This window comes from Streptomyces sp. SudanB25_2051, from assembly GCF_964272635.1.
Lineage (GTDB): Bacteria > Actinomycetota > Actinomycetes > Streptomycetales > Streptomycetaceae > Streptomyces.
In genome coordinates this window covers 392507-411059 of sequence record NZ_OZ186787.1, presented here as the reverse complement: position 1 = coordinate 411059, position 18553 = coordinate 392507, and the positions used below count along the sequence as shown (strand labels likewise).

Genomic DNA, 18553 nt, shown 5'->3' with positions numbered 1-18553 from the left:
GTTCAGGCGCCGCACGAGCGGAGGAACCCGCGGGTGCGCGCCGCGATCGGCAGCGGCCGCTCGGGCGGGCAGGGATACATGTCCTGCTCGACGATGGCGAACAGGTCCACGCCGAGGCCCTGCGCCGCCGCCAGCACCGGTTCCAGCGCGGGCACCCCGTGCGGCGGCTCGCACATCACCCCGCGCCGCACGGCGGGACCGAACGGCACGCCTTCCGCCACGACCTCCGCCAGGACGGCCGGGTCGACCTGCTTGAGGTGCAGATAGCCGATCCGCTCCCCGTACGTCTCGATCAGCTTCACGCTGTCGCCGCCGCAGTAGGCGTAGTGCCCCGTGTCCAGGCACAGGGAGACCAGCTCCGGGTCGGTCGCGTCGAGGAACCGCTCGACGTGCTCCTCCGTGTCCAGGTGCGTGTCGGCGTGCGGGTGGACGACGATGCCGAGCCCGTACCGCTCCCGCACCTCGCGCCCCAGCCGCTCCATGCCCCGCGCCAGGTCCGCCCACTGCGCGGCGGTCAGCTCGGGCGGCTCGACGAGCTCGGCGGTCCTGTCGTCCCGCCAGAACGACGGGATCACCACCAGGTGCCGCGCGCCCATCGCGCGGGTCAGCTCCGCGACCCGGCTCACCTGCTCCCAGGTGGCGTCCCAGACGGCGGGGCCGCGGTGCAGGGCGGTGAAGACCGTGCCCGCGGAGACCTTCAGGCCGCGCCGCGCGGTCTCGTCGCCGAGCACGGCGGGGTCGGTGGGGAGGTAGCCGTACGGGCCGAGCTCGATCCACTCGTACCCGGCCTCCGCGACCTCGTCCAGGAACCTCCTCCACGGCACCTGCCCCGGGTCGTCGGGGAACCACACGCCCCACGAGTCCGGGGCGGAGCCGATCCTGATGCGGTCGAGGGACGGGGTGCCTGCGGTGTCCATGAGCGGTCCTTTCGGCGCGGCTCCCGGTTCGCTGACGGGGCCTCATCGGGCGGGCGCGCGGCGGGCGGCTGGGACGCCGTGCCGTGCGTGCCGGCGGGTGCCCGCGGCGGTGCGATCGGCGGGTGCCGGCGGGTGTCGGCGGTGTTGGTGCGCGGTGGGCGCCGACCCTATCGGCATGATGCCGGGAACGGGGCCCGTGTGGTCCGTCCGACCGCCACCTCGCCGCGACGCGGCGGGCACGGGGATGGGAGCGGCCCGTCCGGGGGAGGACACCTGAAGCACCCCGGCCCCGACCGCCCCGAAGGCCCCAGGAGCGACCCGCATGCCCGAGCCCGACCCCACCGCCCCGGAAGCCGCCGCCGCTGCCGCGCCGATGCCCGAGCCCCCGCGGGCCGCGGATTCCGCCGCCCCCGCGCCGATGCCCGGGCCGACGCGGGCGCCCGACCCGGCCGCCGCTGCCGGCCCCGGCGCCGCCGGGAGCGCGACCGGCGGGGAGCCCTTCGACGTGATCGCCATGGGCCGCGTCGGCGTCGACCTCTACCCCCTCCAGAGCGGCGTCCCGCTGGAGCGGGTCGAGACCTTCGGGAAGTTCCTCGGCGGGTCCGCCGCCAACGTCGCCGTCGCCGCCGCCCGCCTCGGTCGGACCGCCGCGCTCATCAGCCGCACCGGAGCCGACCCCTTCGGCGCCTACGCGCACCGGGCGCTGCGGGAGTTCGGCGTCGACGACCGCTGGGTCACGTCCGTCGACGGACTGCTCACGCCCCTCACGTTCTGCGAGATCTTCCCGCCCGACCACTTCCCCCTCTACTTCTACCGCCGGCCCAAGGCCCCCGACCTGGAGATCCACCCCGGCGAACTGGACTACGACGCCGTGCGCGCCGCCCGCGTCCTGTGGACGACCGGAACCGGCCTGAGCGCCGAGCCCAGCCGCGCGGCCACCCTCGCCGTGCTCGCCGCCAGGGGCCGCCGCGGCATCACCGTCCTCGACCTCGACTGGCGGCCCGCGTTCTGGCCCGACCCGTCCGAGGCGCGCGCCCACTACGCCGAGGCCCTGCGGCACGCCACCGTCGCCGTCGGCAACCTGGAGGAGTGCGGCGTCGCCACCGGCCTCGCCGAACCGGCCGCCTGCGCCCGCGCGCTCCTGGACACCGGCGTCGACCTGGCCGTCGTCAAACGGGGCCCCGCCGGTGTCCTCGCCGTCCACCGCGACGGCACCACCGCCGACGTACCGCCCGTCGAGGTCGAGGTGGTCAACGGGCTCGGCGCGGGCGACGCGTTCGGCGGAGCCCTCTGCCACGGCCTCCTCGTCGGCTGGGACCTGGAGCGGACCGTCCGGTACGCCAACGCCGCCGGCGCCCTGGTCGCCTCCCGGCTCGCCTGCTCCTCCGCCATGCCCACCCCCGCCGAAGTGGACGCCCTCCTGACCGCCGCCGGCCCGTGACGCCCCAGCCCGTGGCGCACCGGTCGTGGCGCCCCCGCCCGTGGCGCACCGGTCCGTGGCGCACCGGTCCCTGCCGCCCCGGACCGTGACGCCGTCCCCGCCGACGCCCCGCCCGCACCGTGACCGCCCCGCGCCACCCGACCCCGCAGAGAAACGGAGCCCCGCACCCATGGCCGGCAGCCCCCGACTCCACCTCCCCGCCGGCGCCGCCGCGAGCGGCCCGTACACCGTCGACGTCACCCCCGCCACCGCAGGCTGGGGGCACGCCGCGCTGCGTGTGCTGCGCCTGCCGCCCGGCGGCTCCCACACGTACGACACGGGCGCCGGCGAGTGGATCGTGCTGCCGCTCTCCGGCGGCTGCGCCGTCACCGCCGAAGGCCGCACCTTCCGGCTCGCCGGCCGCCCGGACGTGTTCAGCGCCGTCACCGACTTCGCGTACGTCCCCCGCGACACCCGCGTCACGCTCACCTCGCCCGGCGGGGGTCGCTTCGCGCTCGCCGGGGCCCGCTGCGAGCGCCGCCTGCCCGCGCGGTACGGCCCCGCTTCCGCCGTCCCCGTCGAACTGCGCGGCACCGGCATCTGCTCCCGGCAGGTCAACAACTTCGCCGCCGCCGACACCTACGACTGCGACCGGCTCATCGCCGTCGAGGTGCTGACGCCCGGCGGCAACTGGTCGTCCTACCCGCCGCACAAGCACGACGAGCACCGCCCCGGCGAGGAGTCGCGCCTGGAGGAGATCTACTACTTCGAGGTCGCGGCGCACGACGGCGCCCCCGGTCTCGGCTACCACCGGATCTCCCCGTCCGGGCAGGGCCGCGACAGCGACCTGCTGGCCGAGGTCCGCGACGGCGACACCGTCCTCGTCCCGGACGGCTGGCACGGCCCGTCCATCGCCGCGCCCGGACACACCCTGTACTACCTCAACGTCATGGCGGGCCCCGACGGCGAACGCGCCTGGCTGATCCGCGACCACCCCGACCACGCCTGGGTCCGCGCCACCTGGCCCGGACAGCCCGCCGACCCCCGCCTCCCGCTGTACACCGCCCCCACGCAGTGAGGTCCCGCATGCGCCCGACCGTCCGCCTCACCACCGCCCAGGCGCTGGTGCGCTTCCTGACGGCCCAGTACACCGAACGCGACGGCGTACGGCACCGCCTGATCGCCGCCACCTGGGGCATCTTCGGCCACGGCAACGTCGCCGGGATCGGCCAGGCCCTGCTGGAGGCGGGGGAGGAGGCCATGCCCTTCCACCAGGGCCGCAACGAACAGGCCATGGTCCACGCCGCCGTCGGCTACGCCCGCCACCGCAACCGGCTCTCGACCCACGCCGTCACCACGTCCATCGGCCCCGGCGCCACCAATCTCGTCACCGGCGCCGCCCTCGCCACCGTCAACCGGCTTCCCGTGCTGCTCCTGCCGGGCGACCACTTCGCCACCCACCCCGCCGACCCGCTGCTCCAGCAGCTCGAACACCCCCTCCACGGCGACGTGTCCGTCAACGACACGCTCCGCCCCGTCTCCCGGTACTTCGACCGGATCAGCCGGCCCGAGGCGCTCATCCCGGCCGCGCTGCACGCCATGCGGGTCCTCGCCGACCCGGCCGAGACCGGCGCCGTCACCCTCGCCCTGCCGCAGGACGTGCAGGCGGAGGCGTACGACTGGCCCGAGGAGTTCTTCGCGCGACGCGTGTGGCCCGTACGCCGCCCCGCCCCCGACCCGGTCCAGCTCGACGCGGCAGCGCGCCTGGTGCGTGCCGCCGCACGGCCGCTGATCGTCGCGGGCGGCGGAATCCACCACAGCGAGGCCGAGGACGCCCTGAGGGCGCTGGTCGACGCGACCGGCATCCCCGTCGCCTGCACCCAGGCGGGCAAGGGCTCCCTGCGCCACGACCACCCCGCCGACCTGGGCGGCGTCGGGCACACCGGCACGGCGGCCGCCGACGACATCGCCCGCGCCGCCGACCTGGTCATCGGCGTCGGCACCCGCCACACCGACTTCACCACCGCGTCGGGCACCCTCTTCGCCCGCCCCGGCGTACGGTTCGTCAACCTCAACACCACCCCGGCGGACGCCCACAAGCTCGCGGCGCTGCCCCTGGTCGCCGACGCCCGCGCCGGTCTCCTGGCGCTCGCCGAGGCGCTGCGGGGACACCGGGTCCCGGCCGCGTACGAGGCCGAGTACCGGGAGCGCCGGGCGCGCTGGGAGCAGGTGGTGGAGGCGGCGTTCCGGGTCGGCGACGACGGCGCCGTACCCACGCAGACGCAGCTGATCGGCGCGCTCGACGCGGTCGCCGGGGACGAGGACGTCGTCGTCAACGCCGCCGGTTCGCTCCCCGGCGACCTGCACAGGCTGTGGCGCGCCCGCTCCCCCCGCCAGTACCACCTGGAGTACGGCTACTCCTGCATGGGCTACGAGATCCCCGGCGCCATCGGCGTGCTGCTCGCCGCGCCGGGCACCCCGGTCTGGGCGCTCGTCGGCGACGGCACGTACCTGATGATGCCCACCGAGATCGTCACCGCCGTGCAGGAGGGCCTGCCGGTGAAGGTGGTGCTCGTCCAGAACCACGGGTACGCCTCGATCGGCGGCCTGTCCGAGCAGGTCGGCGCCGAAGGCTTCGCCACCGCGTACCGCTTCCGCGCCGCCGACGGCACCTACACCGGCGACCCGCTGCCCGTCGACCTCGCGGCGAACGCCGCCAGCCTGGGCATGCGGGTGCTGCGGCCGCGCACGGTGGGGGAGTTGCGCGCCGCGCTCGCCGAGGCCCGCGCCTGCGACCGGCCGGTGTGCGTCTACGCGGAGACCGCCCCGCCCGGCCCGGAGGCGCCCGGCGCGTCGGCCTGGTGGGACGTCCCGGTGCCCGAGGTCGCCTCCCGCGAGGCGGCCGTGCGGGCCCGCGAGAGGTACGAACGGCAGGCGGCCGAGGTGCGCCGGTACCTCGCCGGCCCCTGGACGGACCGCGACGGCGGGTGAGCGGGGCCCGTACCCGCTTCCCCGGGGTGCTCCCGGCGGGCCCGCCGGGGCCGGGGGCCTACCGCGCGGGCTCGGGGCGCAGGCGCCGCGCCGGGTCGATCGCCTCGACGGCGGTGACGAGCGGCGCCAGCTCCGGATTCCTGGCGGCTTCGTCGAGCGCCTCGCGCAGGGCGGCGTCGTTGGTGGGCCTGGCCTCCTCCAGCAGCTTCAGCCCCGCCTCGCTGACGTCCGTGTAGATGCCGCGGCGGTCGGTCGGGCACAGGTAGCGCGAGAGGAGCCCGCGGTCCTCCAGACGGGTGACGAGCCGGGTGGTGGCGCTCTGGCTGAGCACCACGGCGTCGGCGACCTGCTTCATCTGCAGGTGCCCGCCGTCGCCGTCGTGCTGGCGGCTGAGGACGTCGAGAAGCGAGTACTCGCGGACGCTCAACCCGTGCCTGGACTGGAGGGCGCGCTCCAGGTGCGCCTCGATCCTGCCGTACAGGACGTAGAGGGCCGCCCAGCCGTTGGCGAGGGCGGTGAGCGCGGGGTCCGTGGCGGTCATGGTCCGGGTCTCCTTCCGGATGCGTCTGGAGTCCAGGGTACGGCTTGCCCGTGATTAGCCGCCAGGGCCTTTATGCGGCTTGTGCAAGTTTTTCTTCCTGTCGGGGCGCCGAGTGGCTGCCCCGAGGCGCCTTCAACCTGCGACTTCCTCCCACCGTCGTGATCTTTAGGGACCGGTCGGCGGAAGCCCGCGCTTGCATTTAGAGCGCGCATGCAACTATTGTCGATGCCTGTAAGGCGCACTGGCAATCGCATGAAGGGTCGCGCCATGCCTCTCGCACTTCTCGCCCTGGCCATCGGGGCGTTCGGAATCGGCACCACCGAGTTCGTGATCATGGGTCTGCTGCCCCAGATCGCGGGCGACTACGGTGTCACCATCCCCACCGCCGGGCTGCTCGTCACCGGCTACGCGATCGGCGTCGTCATCGGCGCCCCGCTGATGACCGTGCTCGGCACGCGGATCAGCCGCAAGACGATGCTGATGCTGCTGATGGGCCTGTTCGTGGTGGGCAATCTGCTCTCCGCGTTCGCGCCCTCCTTCGGCGTGATGCTCACCGGCCGGGTCGTGGCCTCGCTCGCCCACGGCGCGTTCTTCGGCATCGGCTCGGTGGTCGCCGCCGACCTGGTCGCCCCCGACAAGAAGGCGGGCGCCATCGCCACGATGTTCACCGGTCTGACCGTCGCCAACATCGTCGGCGTGCCCCTGGGCACCTTCATCGGCCAGGCCGTCGGCTGGCGCACCACCTTCGCCGCCGTCGCCGGGCTCGGCGTCCTCGGGCTCCTGGGCATCGCCCGGCTCGTGCCCGCCATGCCCCGGCCCGAGGGCGCCCGGCTGCGCGGGGAGCTCACCGCCTTCCGCAACCCGCAGGTCCTCCTCGCCATGGCGATGACCGTCCTCGGCTTCGGCGGCGTCTTCGCCGCGATCACCTACATCGCGCCGATGATGACCCGCGTCGCCGGCTACTCCGACGGGGCGGTGACCTGGCTGCTCGTCCTCTTCGGCGCCGGCATGTTCCTCGGCAACCTCCTCGGCGGGCGCTACGCCGACCGCAAGCTCATGCCGATGCTGTACGCCACCCTCGGCGGCCTCGCCGTGGTCCTGGCGCTCTTCACCGTCACCGCGCACAGCCGCACCCTGGCCGCCGTCAGCATCTTCCTCGTCGGCGCGCTCGGCTTCGCCACCGTGCCGCCGCTGCAAAAGCGCGTCCTGGACCAGGCCCACGGCGCCCCGACGCTGGCCTCCGCCGTCAACATCGGAGCGTTCAACCTCGGCAACGCCCTCGCCGCCTGGCTCGGCGGACTCGTCATCGCCGCCGGCCTCGGCTACACCGCCCCCAACTGGGTGGGCGCCCTCCTCGCCGGCGCGGCCCTGCTCCTCGCCCTGTGGTCCGCCGCCCTGGAGCGCCGCGCCCCCGCGACCGGGACGGCGTCCGCCGCGCCCGCCCCCGCCCTCGTACACCACTGATCCCCACGACCCCGGAGAACCGCACCGTGCACACCCCCACCGCCACCCCGCTCACCACCGCCGACGCCGAGACCCTCGTCGCGACGGCCCGCGCCGCCGCCGACGCGGCCGGGGTCCCCGTCAGCGTCACCGTCCTCGACGCGGGCGGCCACCTCCTCGCCTTCCGCCGCGACGACCGCGCCGTCCTCATCTCCGGCGAGACCAGCACCCGCAAGGCGTACACCGCCCTCCAGCTGGACGCCCCCACCGCCGGCCTGGTCGACCTGGTCAAGCCCGACGGGCCGTTCCACTCCCTGCCCACCGCCCTCGACAAGCCGCTGCTGTTCATCGCCGGGGGCGTGCCCGTCCACCGCGACGGGCGTCTGGTCGGCGCCATAGGCGTCGGCGGCGGCACCCCCGACCAGGACCACGGCTTCGCCACCGCCGCGCTGGAGGCGCTCTCCCGGTAGAGCCGCCGCGCGCCTTCGCGGGCCCTCCCTCCCCACGCGGAGGGAGGGCCCGCGGCGATGCGGCGCGCCCCGGCTCACCACGCCGCGTCGTCGAACAGGGCGGGCACCTCCAGCGGCGCCGGGCTCGCCGTCAGCGACTGCTCCGTCCACATCACCTTGCCGCTCGCCGTGTACCGGGTGCCCCAGCGCCCCGCCAGCCGCGACACCAGGTACAGCCCGCGCCCGCCCTCGTCCGTGGTGGCCGCCCGGCGCAGGTGCGGAGAGGTGGAGCTGCCGTCCGACACCTCGCAGATCAGGGTGCGGCCGCGCAGCATCCGCACATGGATCGGCGGCGAGCCGTACCGGATGGCGTTGGTGATCAGTTCGCTGAGCATCAGCTCCGTGGTGAAGGACAGCTCGTCCAGGCCCCACTGCTCCAGCTGCCGCACGCACGCCCCGCGCACCGGCCCCACCGCCGACGGGTCGGGCGGCACGTCCCAGTCGGCCACCCGGTCGCCGGCCAGCAGCCGCGTGCCGGCCACCAGCAGCGCGATGTCGTCGCCCCGGTGCGGCGGCAGCATCGCGTCGAACACCGCCCGGCACGTCTCCTCCGGCGACCGCCCCGGCTCCCCGGCCAGCGTGTCCCCCAGCAGCCGCAGGCCCGCGTCGAGGTCCCGCTGCCGGTGCACGATCAGCCCGTCCGTGTACAGCGTCAGGAGGCTGCCCTCCGGCAGGCGCACCTCGTACGTCTCGAACGGCCCGCCGCCCAGGCCCAGCGGGGGGAACACCGGGACGTCGGGGAAGTCCACCGAGCCGTCCGGGCGGACGACGGCCGGGGCGAAGTGGCCCGCCGACGCCATGCAGCACTCGCCGCTCACCGGGTCGTAGATCGCGTACAGGCACGTCGCCCCGGTGATCTCGTTGCTGCCGGCCTCCCCGGTCTCCTCGTCGTCGATCCGCGACACCAGCTCGTCCAGATGCCCCAGCAGCTCGTCCGGCGGAAGGTCCAGCGAGGAGAAGTTGTGCACCGCGGTACGCAGCCGGCCCATCGTCGCCGCCGCGTGCAGCCCGTGCCCGACCACGTCCCCGACCACCAGCGCGACCCGCGTCCCGGACAGCGGGATCACATCGAACCAGTCGCCGCCCACCCCGGCCTGCGCCGGCAGGTAGCGGTAGGCGATGTCCAGCGCGTCCTGCTCGGGCAGCACACGGGGCAGCAGGCTCCGCTGGAGCGTGACCGCCATGGTGTGCTCCCGCGTGTAGCGCCGCGCGTTGTCCACCGCGACCGCCGCCCGCGCCGCCAGCTCCTCCGCGAACGCCACGTCCTCGTCCTCGAACCGCCCGGACGGCGCCGAGCGCCAGAAGTTCGCCATCCCCAGGACCACGCCGCGCGCCTGGAGCGGCACCGTCACCAGCGAGCGGATGCCGTACGCGAGGGCCACGTCGGCGCCCTCGGGGTCCTGGGCCCGCCAGCCGTGCGCCACGGTCAGGTCGGCCTCCAGCACGCCCCGGTTCCGCGCCAGCGCCGCCGCCATGGGCGTCGTCGGCACGTCGAAGCGGATGAGGTCCCCGGGCGGCTGCAGCGGATGGTCGTCCCGTACGCCGCTGAGGGCCGCGCGCCGCATCACCGCGTGGCCCTCCGTCGGCTCCTCGCCCCGCAGCACCGGGTCCAGCAGCTCCACCGTCACGAAGTCGGCGAACCGGGGGACCGCGACCTCCGACAGCTCCTGCGCGGTCCGCACGACGTCCAGCGTCGTCCCGATCCGCACCCCCGCCTCGTACAGCAGCGTCAGCCGCTCGCGCGCGACCGCCGCCACACCCGTCACGGCCGTCAGCTCGGTCGTGTCGCGCAGCGTCGCGACGGTGCCGGACGGGCCGCCGTACGGGTCGGTGGGCCGGGTGTTGACGGCGAGCAGCCGGTCGCCCGCCAGATGCACCTCGTCGGTGACGGGGCGGCCCGATACGAGGAGCTCGGCGGTGTCCCGCGCGAGGCCCAGGGCGGTGACCGGGCGGCCCTCGGCGTCCGGCGGCAGGTCGAGCAGGCGGCGGGCCTCGTCGTTGGCGAGGGTGAGCCGGCCGTCGTCGCCGACGATGAGCACGCCCTCGCGGACGGCGTGGAGCACGGCGTCGTGGTGCTCGTACATCCGGGTCATCTCGGCCGGGCCGAGGCCGTGCGTCTGGCGCCGCAGCCGCCTGCTGACGAGCGCGGCGCTGAGCGTGGCCAGGGCCAGGGCGGCGGCGCCCGCGCCGAAGAACAGCGGCAGCTGCCGGTCGACGGCCTCGCCGACGTTCTCGATGGACACCCCGGCGCTCACTAGGCCGACGACCGTGCCGCGCTCGTCCATGACGGGCACGACCGCCCGCGCCGCGTCGTGCGGGTCGCCCTCGAAGATCTCGGTGATGGTGCGGCCCTGCGCGGCCTGCTGGACGCCTTCGGCCCGGGTGCCCACCAGATTCGGGTCGCTGTCCGCGATCCGGGTGCCGTCGGGGGCCAGTACGGCGACGAAGTCCACGCCCGAGCCGTGCCAGGCGTCGACCGTGTGGCGCTGGAGGGCCCGCGCGGGGTCGCGGGACGTCAGCGCGGCGAGCGTGCCGGGGGCGTCGGCGAACGACTCGGCGGCGGCGAGGGAACGGTTCTGCGCGTCACGCTCGCTGTCGTAGCGCGCCTGGAGGGACAGGGCGCTCACCGCGGCGACGATCAGCACGGCGGCGACGATGACCTGGAGGAGCAGCACCTGCCCGGCGGCGCTCCGCACCCCGAGCAGCCGCCCCTGGCGCCCGGACCGCCAGAGACGTCCGTTCTTGCCCCTCATGACCCATTTCTAACACCGCGCGTGTTCCCCCGGCGACCCCACGCACACCGCCCGCCCCCGCTCGCGGCGGTGCCGGGCTGGTCCCGGGCTGCCGGGGCTCCGGCTCGGGTCGGGTCGGGGCGGGTGGGTCGGGGGCTGCGGGGTGCCCGGGCGGGGGGTCCGGCGCACCCTGGAGGCATGAGCCGAGCCAACGAGGAGGTCGAGGCGCTGCTCCAGGAGTACGCCGACCTCATCGCGATCAGCGGAGGCGACGCCTTCAAGGCGCGTGCCTACGAGAAGGCCGCCCGCGCCATCGGCGGGCACCCGGCCGACGTGGCGAAGCTCGACGTGGACGGCCTGCGGGAGATCCCGAACGTCGGCCGGTCGATCGCCGCGAAGGTCGTGGAGTTCCTGCGCTCGGGGAAGGTCCCCGAGATCGAGGAGACCCGCGCCGCGATCCCCGCCGGGGTCCGCGAGCTGATCGCCATCCCGACGCTGGGCCCCAAGAAGGCGATGGTCCTCCACGAGGAGCTGGGGATCTCCTCCGTGGACCAGCTCCTGGAGGCGATCCGCGGCGAGCGGCTGCGCGACCTGAAGGGCTTCGGCGAGAAGACCGAGGAGAACATCCTGCACGGCATCTCCCTGATGCAGCAGGCGGGCGACGGCCGCATCCTGATCAGCGCCGCCATGGACGTCGCCGAGCAGATCGTCGCCGAACTGTCCGGGATCACCGGCTGCGTGCGCTGCGCGTACGCAGGCTCGCTGCGCCGGATGCGCGAGACGATCGGCGACATCGACGTCCTCGTGGCGGCCGAGCGGGCGCGGCCCTTCATGGACGCCGTGGCCTCCCTCCCGTACACCGCGGAGGTCATCGCGCACGGCGAGAAGAAGACCTCGATCCGCACCACCAAGGGCCTCCAGGTCGACCTCAGGGTGCTGCCGCCCGAGTCGTGGGGCGCGGGCCTGCAGTACTTCACCGGTTCGAAGGCGCACAACATCCGCACCCGCGAGATCGCCGTCCGGCACAAGCTGAAGCTCTCCGAGTACGGCCTCTTCGACGCGAGGACCGGCCGCAAGATCACCTCCGAGACCGAGGAGGACGTCTACGCGCGCCTCGGTCTGCCGTGGATCCCGCCGACCCTGCGCGAGGACCGCGGCGAGATCGCGGCGGGGCTGCGCGGCGAGCTGCCCGAGCTGGTCCGGGAGAGCGACATCCGGGGCGACCTGCACACCCACACCGACCTCACCGACGGCCTCGCCTCCCTGGAGGACATGGTCGCCGCGGCCGCCGCGCGCGGCTACGCGTACTACGCGGTGACCGACCACGCGCCGGACCTGTCCATGCAGCGCATGACCGACGAGAAGATCCTCGCCCAGCGGGAGCGGGTCCGCGCCCTCGACCGGCGCCACCGCGGCATGCGGCTGCTGCACGGCACGGAACTCAACATCGGCCCGGACGGGGAACTGGACTGGCCCGACGAGTTCCTCGCCGGTTTCGACCTGTGCGTGGCTTCGGTGCACTCCCACTTCAACCAGAGCCGGGCCGCCCTCACCCGCCGCATCGTCCGCGCCTGCGAGAACCCGTACGTCGCGGTCATCGGCCACCCGACCACCCGCCGCATCGGCAAGCGCCCCGGCCTCGACGCCGACTTCGACGCCGTCTTCGAGGCCTGCGCCCGCACCGGCACCGCCCTGGAGATCAACTCCCACCCGGAACGGCTCGACCTGCGCGACGAGGACATCCTGCGCGCCAAGAGCCACGGCGTACGGTTCGCCGTCAACTCCGACGCCCACTCCACCACGCACCTGCCGTACCTCCGCTACGGCGTCGGCACCGCCCAGCGCGCCTGGCTGACCCCCGACGACATCATCAACACCTGGCCGCTCACCCGCCTGCGCCGCTTCCTCACCCAGGGCCGCCCCGGCTCGCGCTGACCCCCCGGCCGGCAGGCCCGCCCCCGCGGCCGCGAGCCTCGGCACGGTCGGTGCCAGAATCGGCCGCATGGTGTGCCGACCCGCGTCCGACACGGGCGGCCGCCAGGAGTGCGGCGGGTCCGCCGCGGACGTCCACGACCGTGAGAGAACATGACCAGCACCGCACCCGCCGGCACGACGGCCCCCATATCCGCAGACCGGGCGCAGCGCCGCATCCTGCGCGTCCTCGTGGCCTCCCAGGTCCTCAGCGGCGCGGGGCTCGCCGCGGGCGTCACCGTCGGCGCGCTCCTCGCCCAGGACATGCTCGGCTCGACCAGCCTCGCCGGGCTGCCCAGCGCCCTGTTCACCGCCGGGTCCGCGCTGGCGGCCGTCGCCGTCGGCCGCGTCTCCCAGGCGCGGGGCCGCCGCCCCGGCCTCGCCGCCGGATACCTGACGGGCGCCGTCGGCTCGGCCGGGGTCATCGCCGCCGCCGCCCTGGACCAGGCCCTCCTGCTGTTCGCCGCCCTGTTCGTCTACGGCGCCGGCACCGCCACCAACCTCCAGGCCCGGTACGCCGGCGCCGACCTCGCCGCGCCCGGCCACCGCGCCCGCGCCGTCTCCACCGTCCTCGTCGCCACCACCCTCGGCGGCGTCGCGGGCCCCAACCTCGCCGCGCCGACCGGCGCCTTCGCCGAGACCCTCGGCCTGCCGGACCTCGCCGGGCCCTTCCTCCTGTCCGGCGCCGCGTACGCGCTGGCCGCGCTCGTCCTCGCCGTGTGGCTGCGCCCCGACCCGCTGCTCCTGGCCCGCGACATCGCCCGCGCCGAGGAGGCCGACCCGGCCGCGCGCCCGCCCGCCGACGGAGCCGCCGACACCGGCGACCACCGCGCGGGCGTCGTCCTCGGCACGCTGGTCATGGTGCTCACCCAGCTCGTCATGGTCGCGATCATGACGATGACACCGGTCCACATGCACGGCCACGGCCACGGCACCGCCGCCTCCGGCCTGGTCATCGCCCTCCACATCGGCGCCATGTACCTCCCGTCGCCGCTCACCGGCTGGCTCGTCGACCGCTACGGGCGGATGACGGTCGCCGCCGCCTCGGGGATCACCCTCCTGGCCGCCGGTGTCCTCGCCGCGCTCGCCCCCGCCGACTCCGTCGCCCTGCTCGCGCTCGCGCTGGCCCTGCTGGGCCTCGGCTGGAACCTCGGCCTCGTCTCCGGCACGGCGATCATCACCGACACCGTCCCGCTCGCCACCCGCGCCAGGACCCAGGGCCTGGTGGACGTCTCCGTCGCCGTCGCGGGCGCGGCCGGCGGCATGGCCTCCGGTCTGGTGGTCGCCGCCGCCGGATACCCCGTCCTCGCCCTCGCCGGCGGCGTCCTCTCCCTGGCGCTCCTGCCGGCCGTCGCCGCGGCCACGCGCCGCCGCCGCTGAGCGGCACGCCGGGCTGCCCGTGGGCCGCCCCGCGCCGCTCTCCACACCGAGGCGGTGCGGCGGGGAAGGCCGTCGAGGTCGCCCCGGCCTGTGCACCACAGCAGTACGCGTACGGGGTCTCCCGGCGGCGCGTCGGGGAAGACCCGCTCCAGCACGCCCGCGCGCAGCGGCGCCGGGGGCAGCCACTCCACGGACAGGCCCCGCGCGATGTCATGGGTGTGCGCCGCGACCGCGGGCCCACCGGGCGACCGCCCGCCGTTCCCCGGGGGGCGGGAACCGGTCGTGGCCGGGAAGTGTCCCTGTGGGGGAGCGGTCGTGAAGCCGCGGGGAGGTACGAGGGGGGCTTCGTATGGGTGAGTGGGCCGTGCCCGGCTACACGGACGTGCGGGAGCTCGGCGCGGGGGCCGCCGGGCGGGTCGTGCTCGCCGTGCACGACGCGACCGGGACGCGCGTCGCCGTCAAGTACCTGGGCGAGACCCTGCGCCGCGACCCCGCCTTCGTCGAGGGGTTCCGCGCCGAGGCGCGGCTGCTCGGCGCGCTGGAGACCCCGCACGTGGTGCGGCTGTACGAGTACGTGGAGGCTCGCGAGGGCGCCGCCATCGTCATGGAGCTGGTCGACGGCCTCGCCCTGCGCGCCCTGCTCCGCGAGTACGGCCCGGTCGGCCCGGAGGCGGCGCTCACCGTCCTGAAGGGCTCGCTCCTCGGGCTCGCCGCCGCGCACGCCGACGGCGTCGTCCACCGCGACTACAAGCCCGAGAACGTCCTCGTCACCGCCGACGGCGCCTCCCGCCTCGTGGACTTCGGCATCGCCACCGGCCGGGGCACCTCCGCCGGGGTCGCCGGAACGCCCGCCTACATGGCTCCCGAGCAGTGGACCGGTGCCCCCGCGTCGCCCGCGTCCGACGTGTACGCCGCCACCGCCACGTTCTACGAGTGCCTCACCGGCCGCAAGCCCTTCACCGGCGAGAACATCGCCGAACTGGCCCTGCGGCACATCGAGGCGCCCGTGCCCGAGGACGACGTGCCCGAGCCGCTGCGCCCGCTCGTCCAGCAGGGGCTCGCCAAGGCGCCCGGGGACCGCCCGCAGGAGGCCGCCGCGTTCGTCCGCCGCCTGGAGGAGATCGCCGCGGCGGCGTACGGGCCCCGCTGGGAGGAGCGCGGCCGCGGCCGCCTCGCCTCCCTGGCCGCCCTCCTGCCCCTGCTGTTCCCGTCCGCGGGCGACCGCGCCGAGTCCACCACCGCTCTCGCCCGGACCGCGCTGCCCGACCAGCCCTGGTGGCGCGCGTGGCTGCCCAACCCGCTCGGCTGGGGCGCCATCACCGCCGGACTGCTCCTCGTCATCGCCGCCGTCCTCACCGGGGCCCCGGCCGCCCTGACCGCTCCCGGCGCCGCCGCGGGTTCCGCCGCCACGACCGACGTACGCGCGGACGCCGCCGTGCCCGTCCCGTCCCCGAGCGCCACGGCGTCCCCCACGGCCGCGCCCGGCCCGTCGCCGTCCACGCCGGCACCCTCCTCCGCGGCCCCGGACCCCTCCGCCTCCACCGGGCCCGCCCCGACGGCCCCGGACACACCGGACGCCGCCACCGCGACACCGCCGCCCGCGGACGGCCCCACGACCGGCTCCCCGACGACGGCCGCGCCGACCACCACCCCGCCGCCCGCCCCGGACCCCACCGGGACCAGCGCGTCACCGGCGCCCACCGCCGCGGCGGCGGCCGTCAAGGCGGTCACCGTCACCGACTTCCGCCAGACCGGCCCCACCACCGCGACCGCCACCTTCCACATCGCCACCGACGGCCCCGGCCCCGTCACCCTGGGCGTCCGCTGGTACGCCGGGGACTCACCGGCCACGACCGGAGCCCAGGACGGGGCCACCGAGACGTACCGGCGCGGCGGCGCCACCGGCTACACCGTCACGCTCACCCACACGTTCGCCGCGACCGCCTGCTACTGGACGGTCGGCGCGACCAGCGACCCGGCGCCCGCCGGTGGCGGCGCCTCCCGGCAGCTGCTCACCCGGAGGTGCGAGCTCCGATGACCGGCCCCCGCACCCCCCGTCCCGGACGGCCCGCCGACGACCCGGACTACAGCGCCACGGAACTGGCCGACCACTGGGTCGAGGCCCCGGCCCGCGCACCCGCGCTCCCCGACCGCGTCGAGGGCACGGTGCTGCGCTTCGGCCCCGGCGTGCCGACACCCCCGCCCGGCACCGGCACACCCCCGCCCGGCACTGGCACGCCCCCGCACCCCGGCGGTCGCACCCCCGGCGGCGCGCCGACCCTCGTCGGGCCCGTGCCGCCCCCGCCCGGGCGCCCGGCGCGGCGCGCGCGCCGGTACGCGCTGCCCGCGCTCGTACTGCTCTGCGTGCTCGCCTTCCTGGCCTGGCAGCGGTACGGGCCGCGGGCCGCCGTACTCGACGTGGCGGTCCGCACCGACGGCGTCGTACCGGCCCGCGCGGCCACGGGCGACGGCTGCGGCGGGACGGCCGACGTCGTCGCGGTCGTCCGCACCGACGGACGCCCCGGCACCCTCACCTACCGGTGGCTGCGCAGCGACGGCTCCACGTCCGGGGTGCTCACCGAACGGGTGCGCCGGGGCGGGCGGGAGGCGCGGCTGCATCTGCTGTGGACGTTCAGCGGCAGGGGCGCGTACGAGGCGCGCGCGGAGCTCCAGATCCTGACGCCGAGTCGGCACACGGCCAGTACCACGTTCACGTACGCCTGTACAGGTGGGGTCCCCTGATCGAGTGGTGACCCCCGCGGCACGGGCTTAGCGTTGAACGGTGGACGATCCCCGTCCACGGTCCCGCCCCCGAGGGTGTGTGCCATGACCGTCCCCCGCTCCACTTCCGTGTCGCGGGCCGCCACCCGGAAGAAGGGCGACGGCAGCGGCATAGCACTGCTGGTCATTGCCAGCAGCCAACTCATGGTGGTCCTCGACATCACCATCGTGAACATCGCTCTCCCGCAGATCCAGCGGTCGTTGGACTTCTCCACGACGGGACTGTCCTGGGTGGTGAACGCCTACACCCTCGCCTTCGGCGGACTGCTGCTGCTCGGAGGCCGCACCGGCGACATCCTGGGTCGGCGGCGGATGTTCATGGTGGGTGTCGGACTGTTCGCGCTCGCGTCGCTGCTCGGCGGATTCGCCCAGAACTCCTGGCAGTTGCTCGCCGCCCGCGCCCTGCAGGGCCTCGGCGGCGCCATCGCCTCACCGACCGCGCTCTCCCTCATCAGCACCACGTTCCGCGAAGGGCCCGAACGCAACCGCGCGTTCGGCGTCTTCGCGGCCGTCTCGGCGGGCGGCGGCGCGATCGGCCTGCTCGCCGGCGGCATGCTCGTCGAGTGGCTCGACTGGCGGTGGGTGCTCTTCGTCAACGTGCCGATCGGGCTTCTCATCCTGCTCGCCGCCCCGCGCTGGATCAAGGAGTCGGAGCGGCAGACCGGCCACTTCGACATCGCCGGCGCCCTCACTTCCACGCTCGGCATGGTCCTGCTCGTGTACGGGTTCATCCGGGCCGCGCAGGAGGGCTGGCGGGACCCGCTGACGCTGGCGTCGTTCGGCGCGGCCGTGGTCGTCCTCGCGGCCTTCTTCCTGGTCGAGCGCCGCTCGCCGCAGCCCATCACCCCGCTCCACATGTTCACCGACCGCAACAGGGCCGGCACATACGGGATGATGCTCAGCCTCGCGGCGGCCATCTTCGGGATGTTCTTCTTCCTGACGCTGTTCGTGCAGAACGTGCTGGGCTTCGGCCCGTTGAAGGCGGGCCTGGCGTTCCTGCCGGTCAGCGCGGTCATCGCGGTCGGCGCGGGCATCGCCTCGCAGCTGCTGCCCCGCTTCGGCCCGAAGCCGTTCATGGTGCTGGGCGCGCTGCTCGCGGCGGCCGGGCTCGGCTGGCTGACGCTGACGGACGCCCACTCCACGTACGCGGGCAGCATCCTCGGACCGATGCTGGTGCTGAGCCTCGGGATGGGCATGCAGTTCGTGTCGCTGACGCTGATGGCCCTGTCGAACGTGGCCCCGCACGAGACGGGCGCCGCGTCGGGGCTGCTGAACACCACGCAGCAGGTGGGCGGTTCGCTGGGCCTGTCCATCCTCGTGACCGTCTTCGGCACGGCCAGCCGCGGCGAGGCGGACCACCAGGTCGCCGACTTCATGGCGCGGGCGAGCGCGCCCGAACGGCTGCGGTTCCAGCGCACGGGCGAGTTGCCGCCGCCCTGGGCGCACGAGGTGCTGACGGCCGGCGTGTCGGTGGCGTTCATCCTCGCGGCCGTGTTCGCCGCGGTCGGCGCGCTGATCGCCCTGCTGGTAATCCAGGTGCGGCCCGGCGACCTGGAGCGCCTGCAGGGCGGCGGCCTCGGCCCCGGAGGCGCGGGACACGGCTGACCGCCCCGGAACCCGACCGCTGCGGAATCTGACCGCGCCCCTGACACCGTCGGTCGCGGGCCTGCGGCGCCTGCCCACCGTGCCGGGGCGGCGGGCGCTGCTCCGGGACTTTCGGAGGGTCGGCCGGTATCGGGCGGCGGGGGACCCGGACCCTGGTCGTCCCGGCGGCCGCGCGGCCGCCGGGACGGTACGCGACGCTCGGGCGAGAGCGGTTTCTGCGCGGACGGTTGACAGGTTCCGCCGGGGCTGGCTCTATGAACGCG

Annotated in this window: 13 protein-coding genes; 10 read left to right on the top strand and 3 right to left on the bottom strand. The window is 75.5% G+C overall.

Going from position 1 to position 18553, the window contains the following annotated elements:
• Positions 1 to 2: 2 nt before the first annotated feature.
• The gene (locus ACSUPT_RS01815; protein WP_404143785.1) at positions 3 to 917 is read right to left on the bottom strand and encodes a sugar phosphate isomerase/epimerase family protein; all 915 of its coding nucleotides are present in this window, start codon (positions 915 to 917) and stop codon (positions 3 to 5) included.
• 322 nt (positions 918 to 1239) lie between these two features.
• On the opposite strand from ACSUPT_RS01815, the gene iolC reads away from it, so the two are divergent.
• The 3 genes from iolC (at position 1240) to iolD (ending at position 5328) form a co-directional block, all read left to right on the top strand.
• On the top strand, positions 1240 to 2358 hold the full coding sequence (gene iolC, locus ACSUPT_RS01810) for a 5-dehydro-2-deoxygluconokinase (RefSeq protein WP_436943300.1): 1119 nt from the start codon (positions 1240 to 1242) through the stop codon (positions 2356 to 2358).
• 169 nt (positions 2359 to 2527) lie between these two features.
• Positions 2528 to 3415 (top strand): 5-deoxy-glucuronate isomerase, encoded by an 888-nt coding sequence (gene iolB / locus ACSUPT_RS01805; protein ID WP_351963577.1) that lies wholly within the window; start codon positions 2528 to 2530, stop codon positions 3413 to 3415.
• A gap of 8 nt (positions 3416 to 3423) precedes the next feature.
• Positions 3424 to 5328 carry a 3D-(3,5/4)-trihydroxycyclohexane-1,2-dione acylhydrolase (decyclizing) gene (gene iolD / locus ACSUPT_RS01800; RefSeq protein WP_436943298.1) on the top strand — a complete coding sequence of 635 codons (1905 nt, stop codon included), beginning with the start codon at positions 3424 to 3426 and terminating at the stop codon, positions 5326 to 5328.
• A gap of 58 nt (positions 5329 to 5386) precedes the next feature.
• On the opposite strand, the gene ACSUPT_RS01795 is transcribed toward iolD, so the two are convergent.
• Positions 5387 to 5869 (bottom strand): MarR family winged helix-turn-helix transcriptional regulator, encoded by a 483-nt coding sequence (locus ACSUPT_RS01795; RefSeq protein WP_351963575.1) that lies wholly within the window; start codon positions 5867 to 5869, stop codon positions 5387 to 5389.
• 267 nt (positions 5870 to 6136) lie between these two features.
• Between ACSUPT_RS01795 and ACSUPT_RS01790 the strand changes: the two genes are divergently transcribed.
• Together ACSUPT_RS01790 and ACSUPT_RS01785 are read left to right on the top strand one after the other, a co-directional pair.
• Entirely contained in the window at positions 6137 to 7333 is a 1197-nt protein-coding gene (locus ACSUPT_RS01790) for an MFS transporter (RefSeq protein ID WP_436943296.1), read from the top strand.
• A gap of 26 nt (positions 7334 to 7359) precedes the next feature.
• The gene (locus ACSUPT_RS01785; RefSeq protein ID WP_436943295.1) at positions 7360 to 7782 is read left to right on the top strand and encodes a GlcG/HbpS family heme-binding protein; all 423 of its coding nucleotides are present in this window, start codon (positions 7360 to 7362) and stop codon (positions 7780 to 7782) included.
• A gap of 74 nt (positions 7783 to 7856) precedes the next feature.
• On the opposite strand, the gene ACSUPT_RS01780 is transcribed toward ACSUPT_RS01785, so the two are convergent.
• Positions 7857 to 10574 (bottom strand): SpoIIE family protein phosphatase, encoded by a 2718-nt coding sequence (locus tag ACSUPT_RS01780; RefSeq protein WP_436943293.1) that lies wholly within the window; start codon positions 10572 to 10574, stop codon positions 7857 to 7859.
• Between the two features lie 177 nt (positions 10575 to 10751).
• Here ACSUPT_RS01780 and polX point away from each other — a divergent pair, with 177 nt between their 5' ends.
• The 5 genes from polX (at position 10752) to ACSUPT_RS01755 (ending at position 18290) form a co-directional block, all read left to right on the top strand.
• The gene (gene polX / locus ACSUPT_RS01775) at positions 10752 to 12488 is read left to right on the top strand and encodes a DNA polymerase/3'-5' exonuclease PolX (protein ID WP_404143797.1); all 1737 of its coding nucleotides are present in this window, start codon (positions 10752 to 10754) and stop codon (positions 12486 to 12488) included.
• 150 nt (positions 12489 to 12638) lie between these two features.
• The gene (locus ACSUPT_RS01770; RefSeq protein ID WP_436943292.1) at positions 12639 to 13904 is read left to right on the top strand and encodes an MFS transporter; all 1266 of its coding nucleotides are present in this window, start codon (positions 12639 to 12641) and stop codon (positions 13902 to 13904) included.
• A gap of 349 nt (positions 13905 to 14253) precedes the next feature.
• Positions 14254 to 15942, top strand: a complete 1689-nt coding sequence (locus ACSUPT_RS01765; RefSeq protein WP_436943291.1) for a protein kinase domain-containing protein — start codon at positions 14254 to 14256, stop codon at positions 15940 to 15942.
• The gene (locus ACSUPT_RS01760) at positions 15939 to 16646 is read left to right on the top strand and encodes a hypothetical protein (protein ID WP_399218064.1); all 708 of its coding nucleotides are present in this window, start codon (positions 15939 to 15941) and stop codon (positions 16644 to 16646) included. Before ACSUPT_RS01765 ends, ACSUPT_RS01760 begins: the two co-directional genes overlap by 4 nt.
• Before the next feature lie 150 nt (positions 16647 to 16796).
• Positions 16797 to 18290, top strand: a complete 1494-nt coding sequence (locus tag ACSUPT_RS01755) for an MFS transporter (protein WP_351963803.1) — start codon at positions 16797 to 16799, stop codon at positions 18288 to 18290.
• Positions 18291 to 18553: the final 263 nt, after the last annotated feature.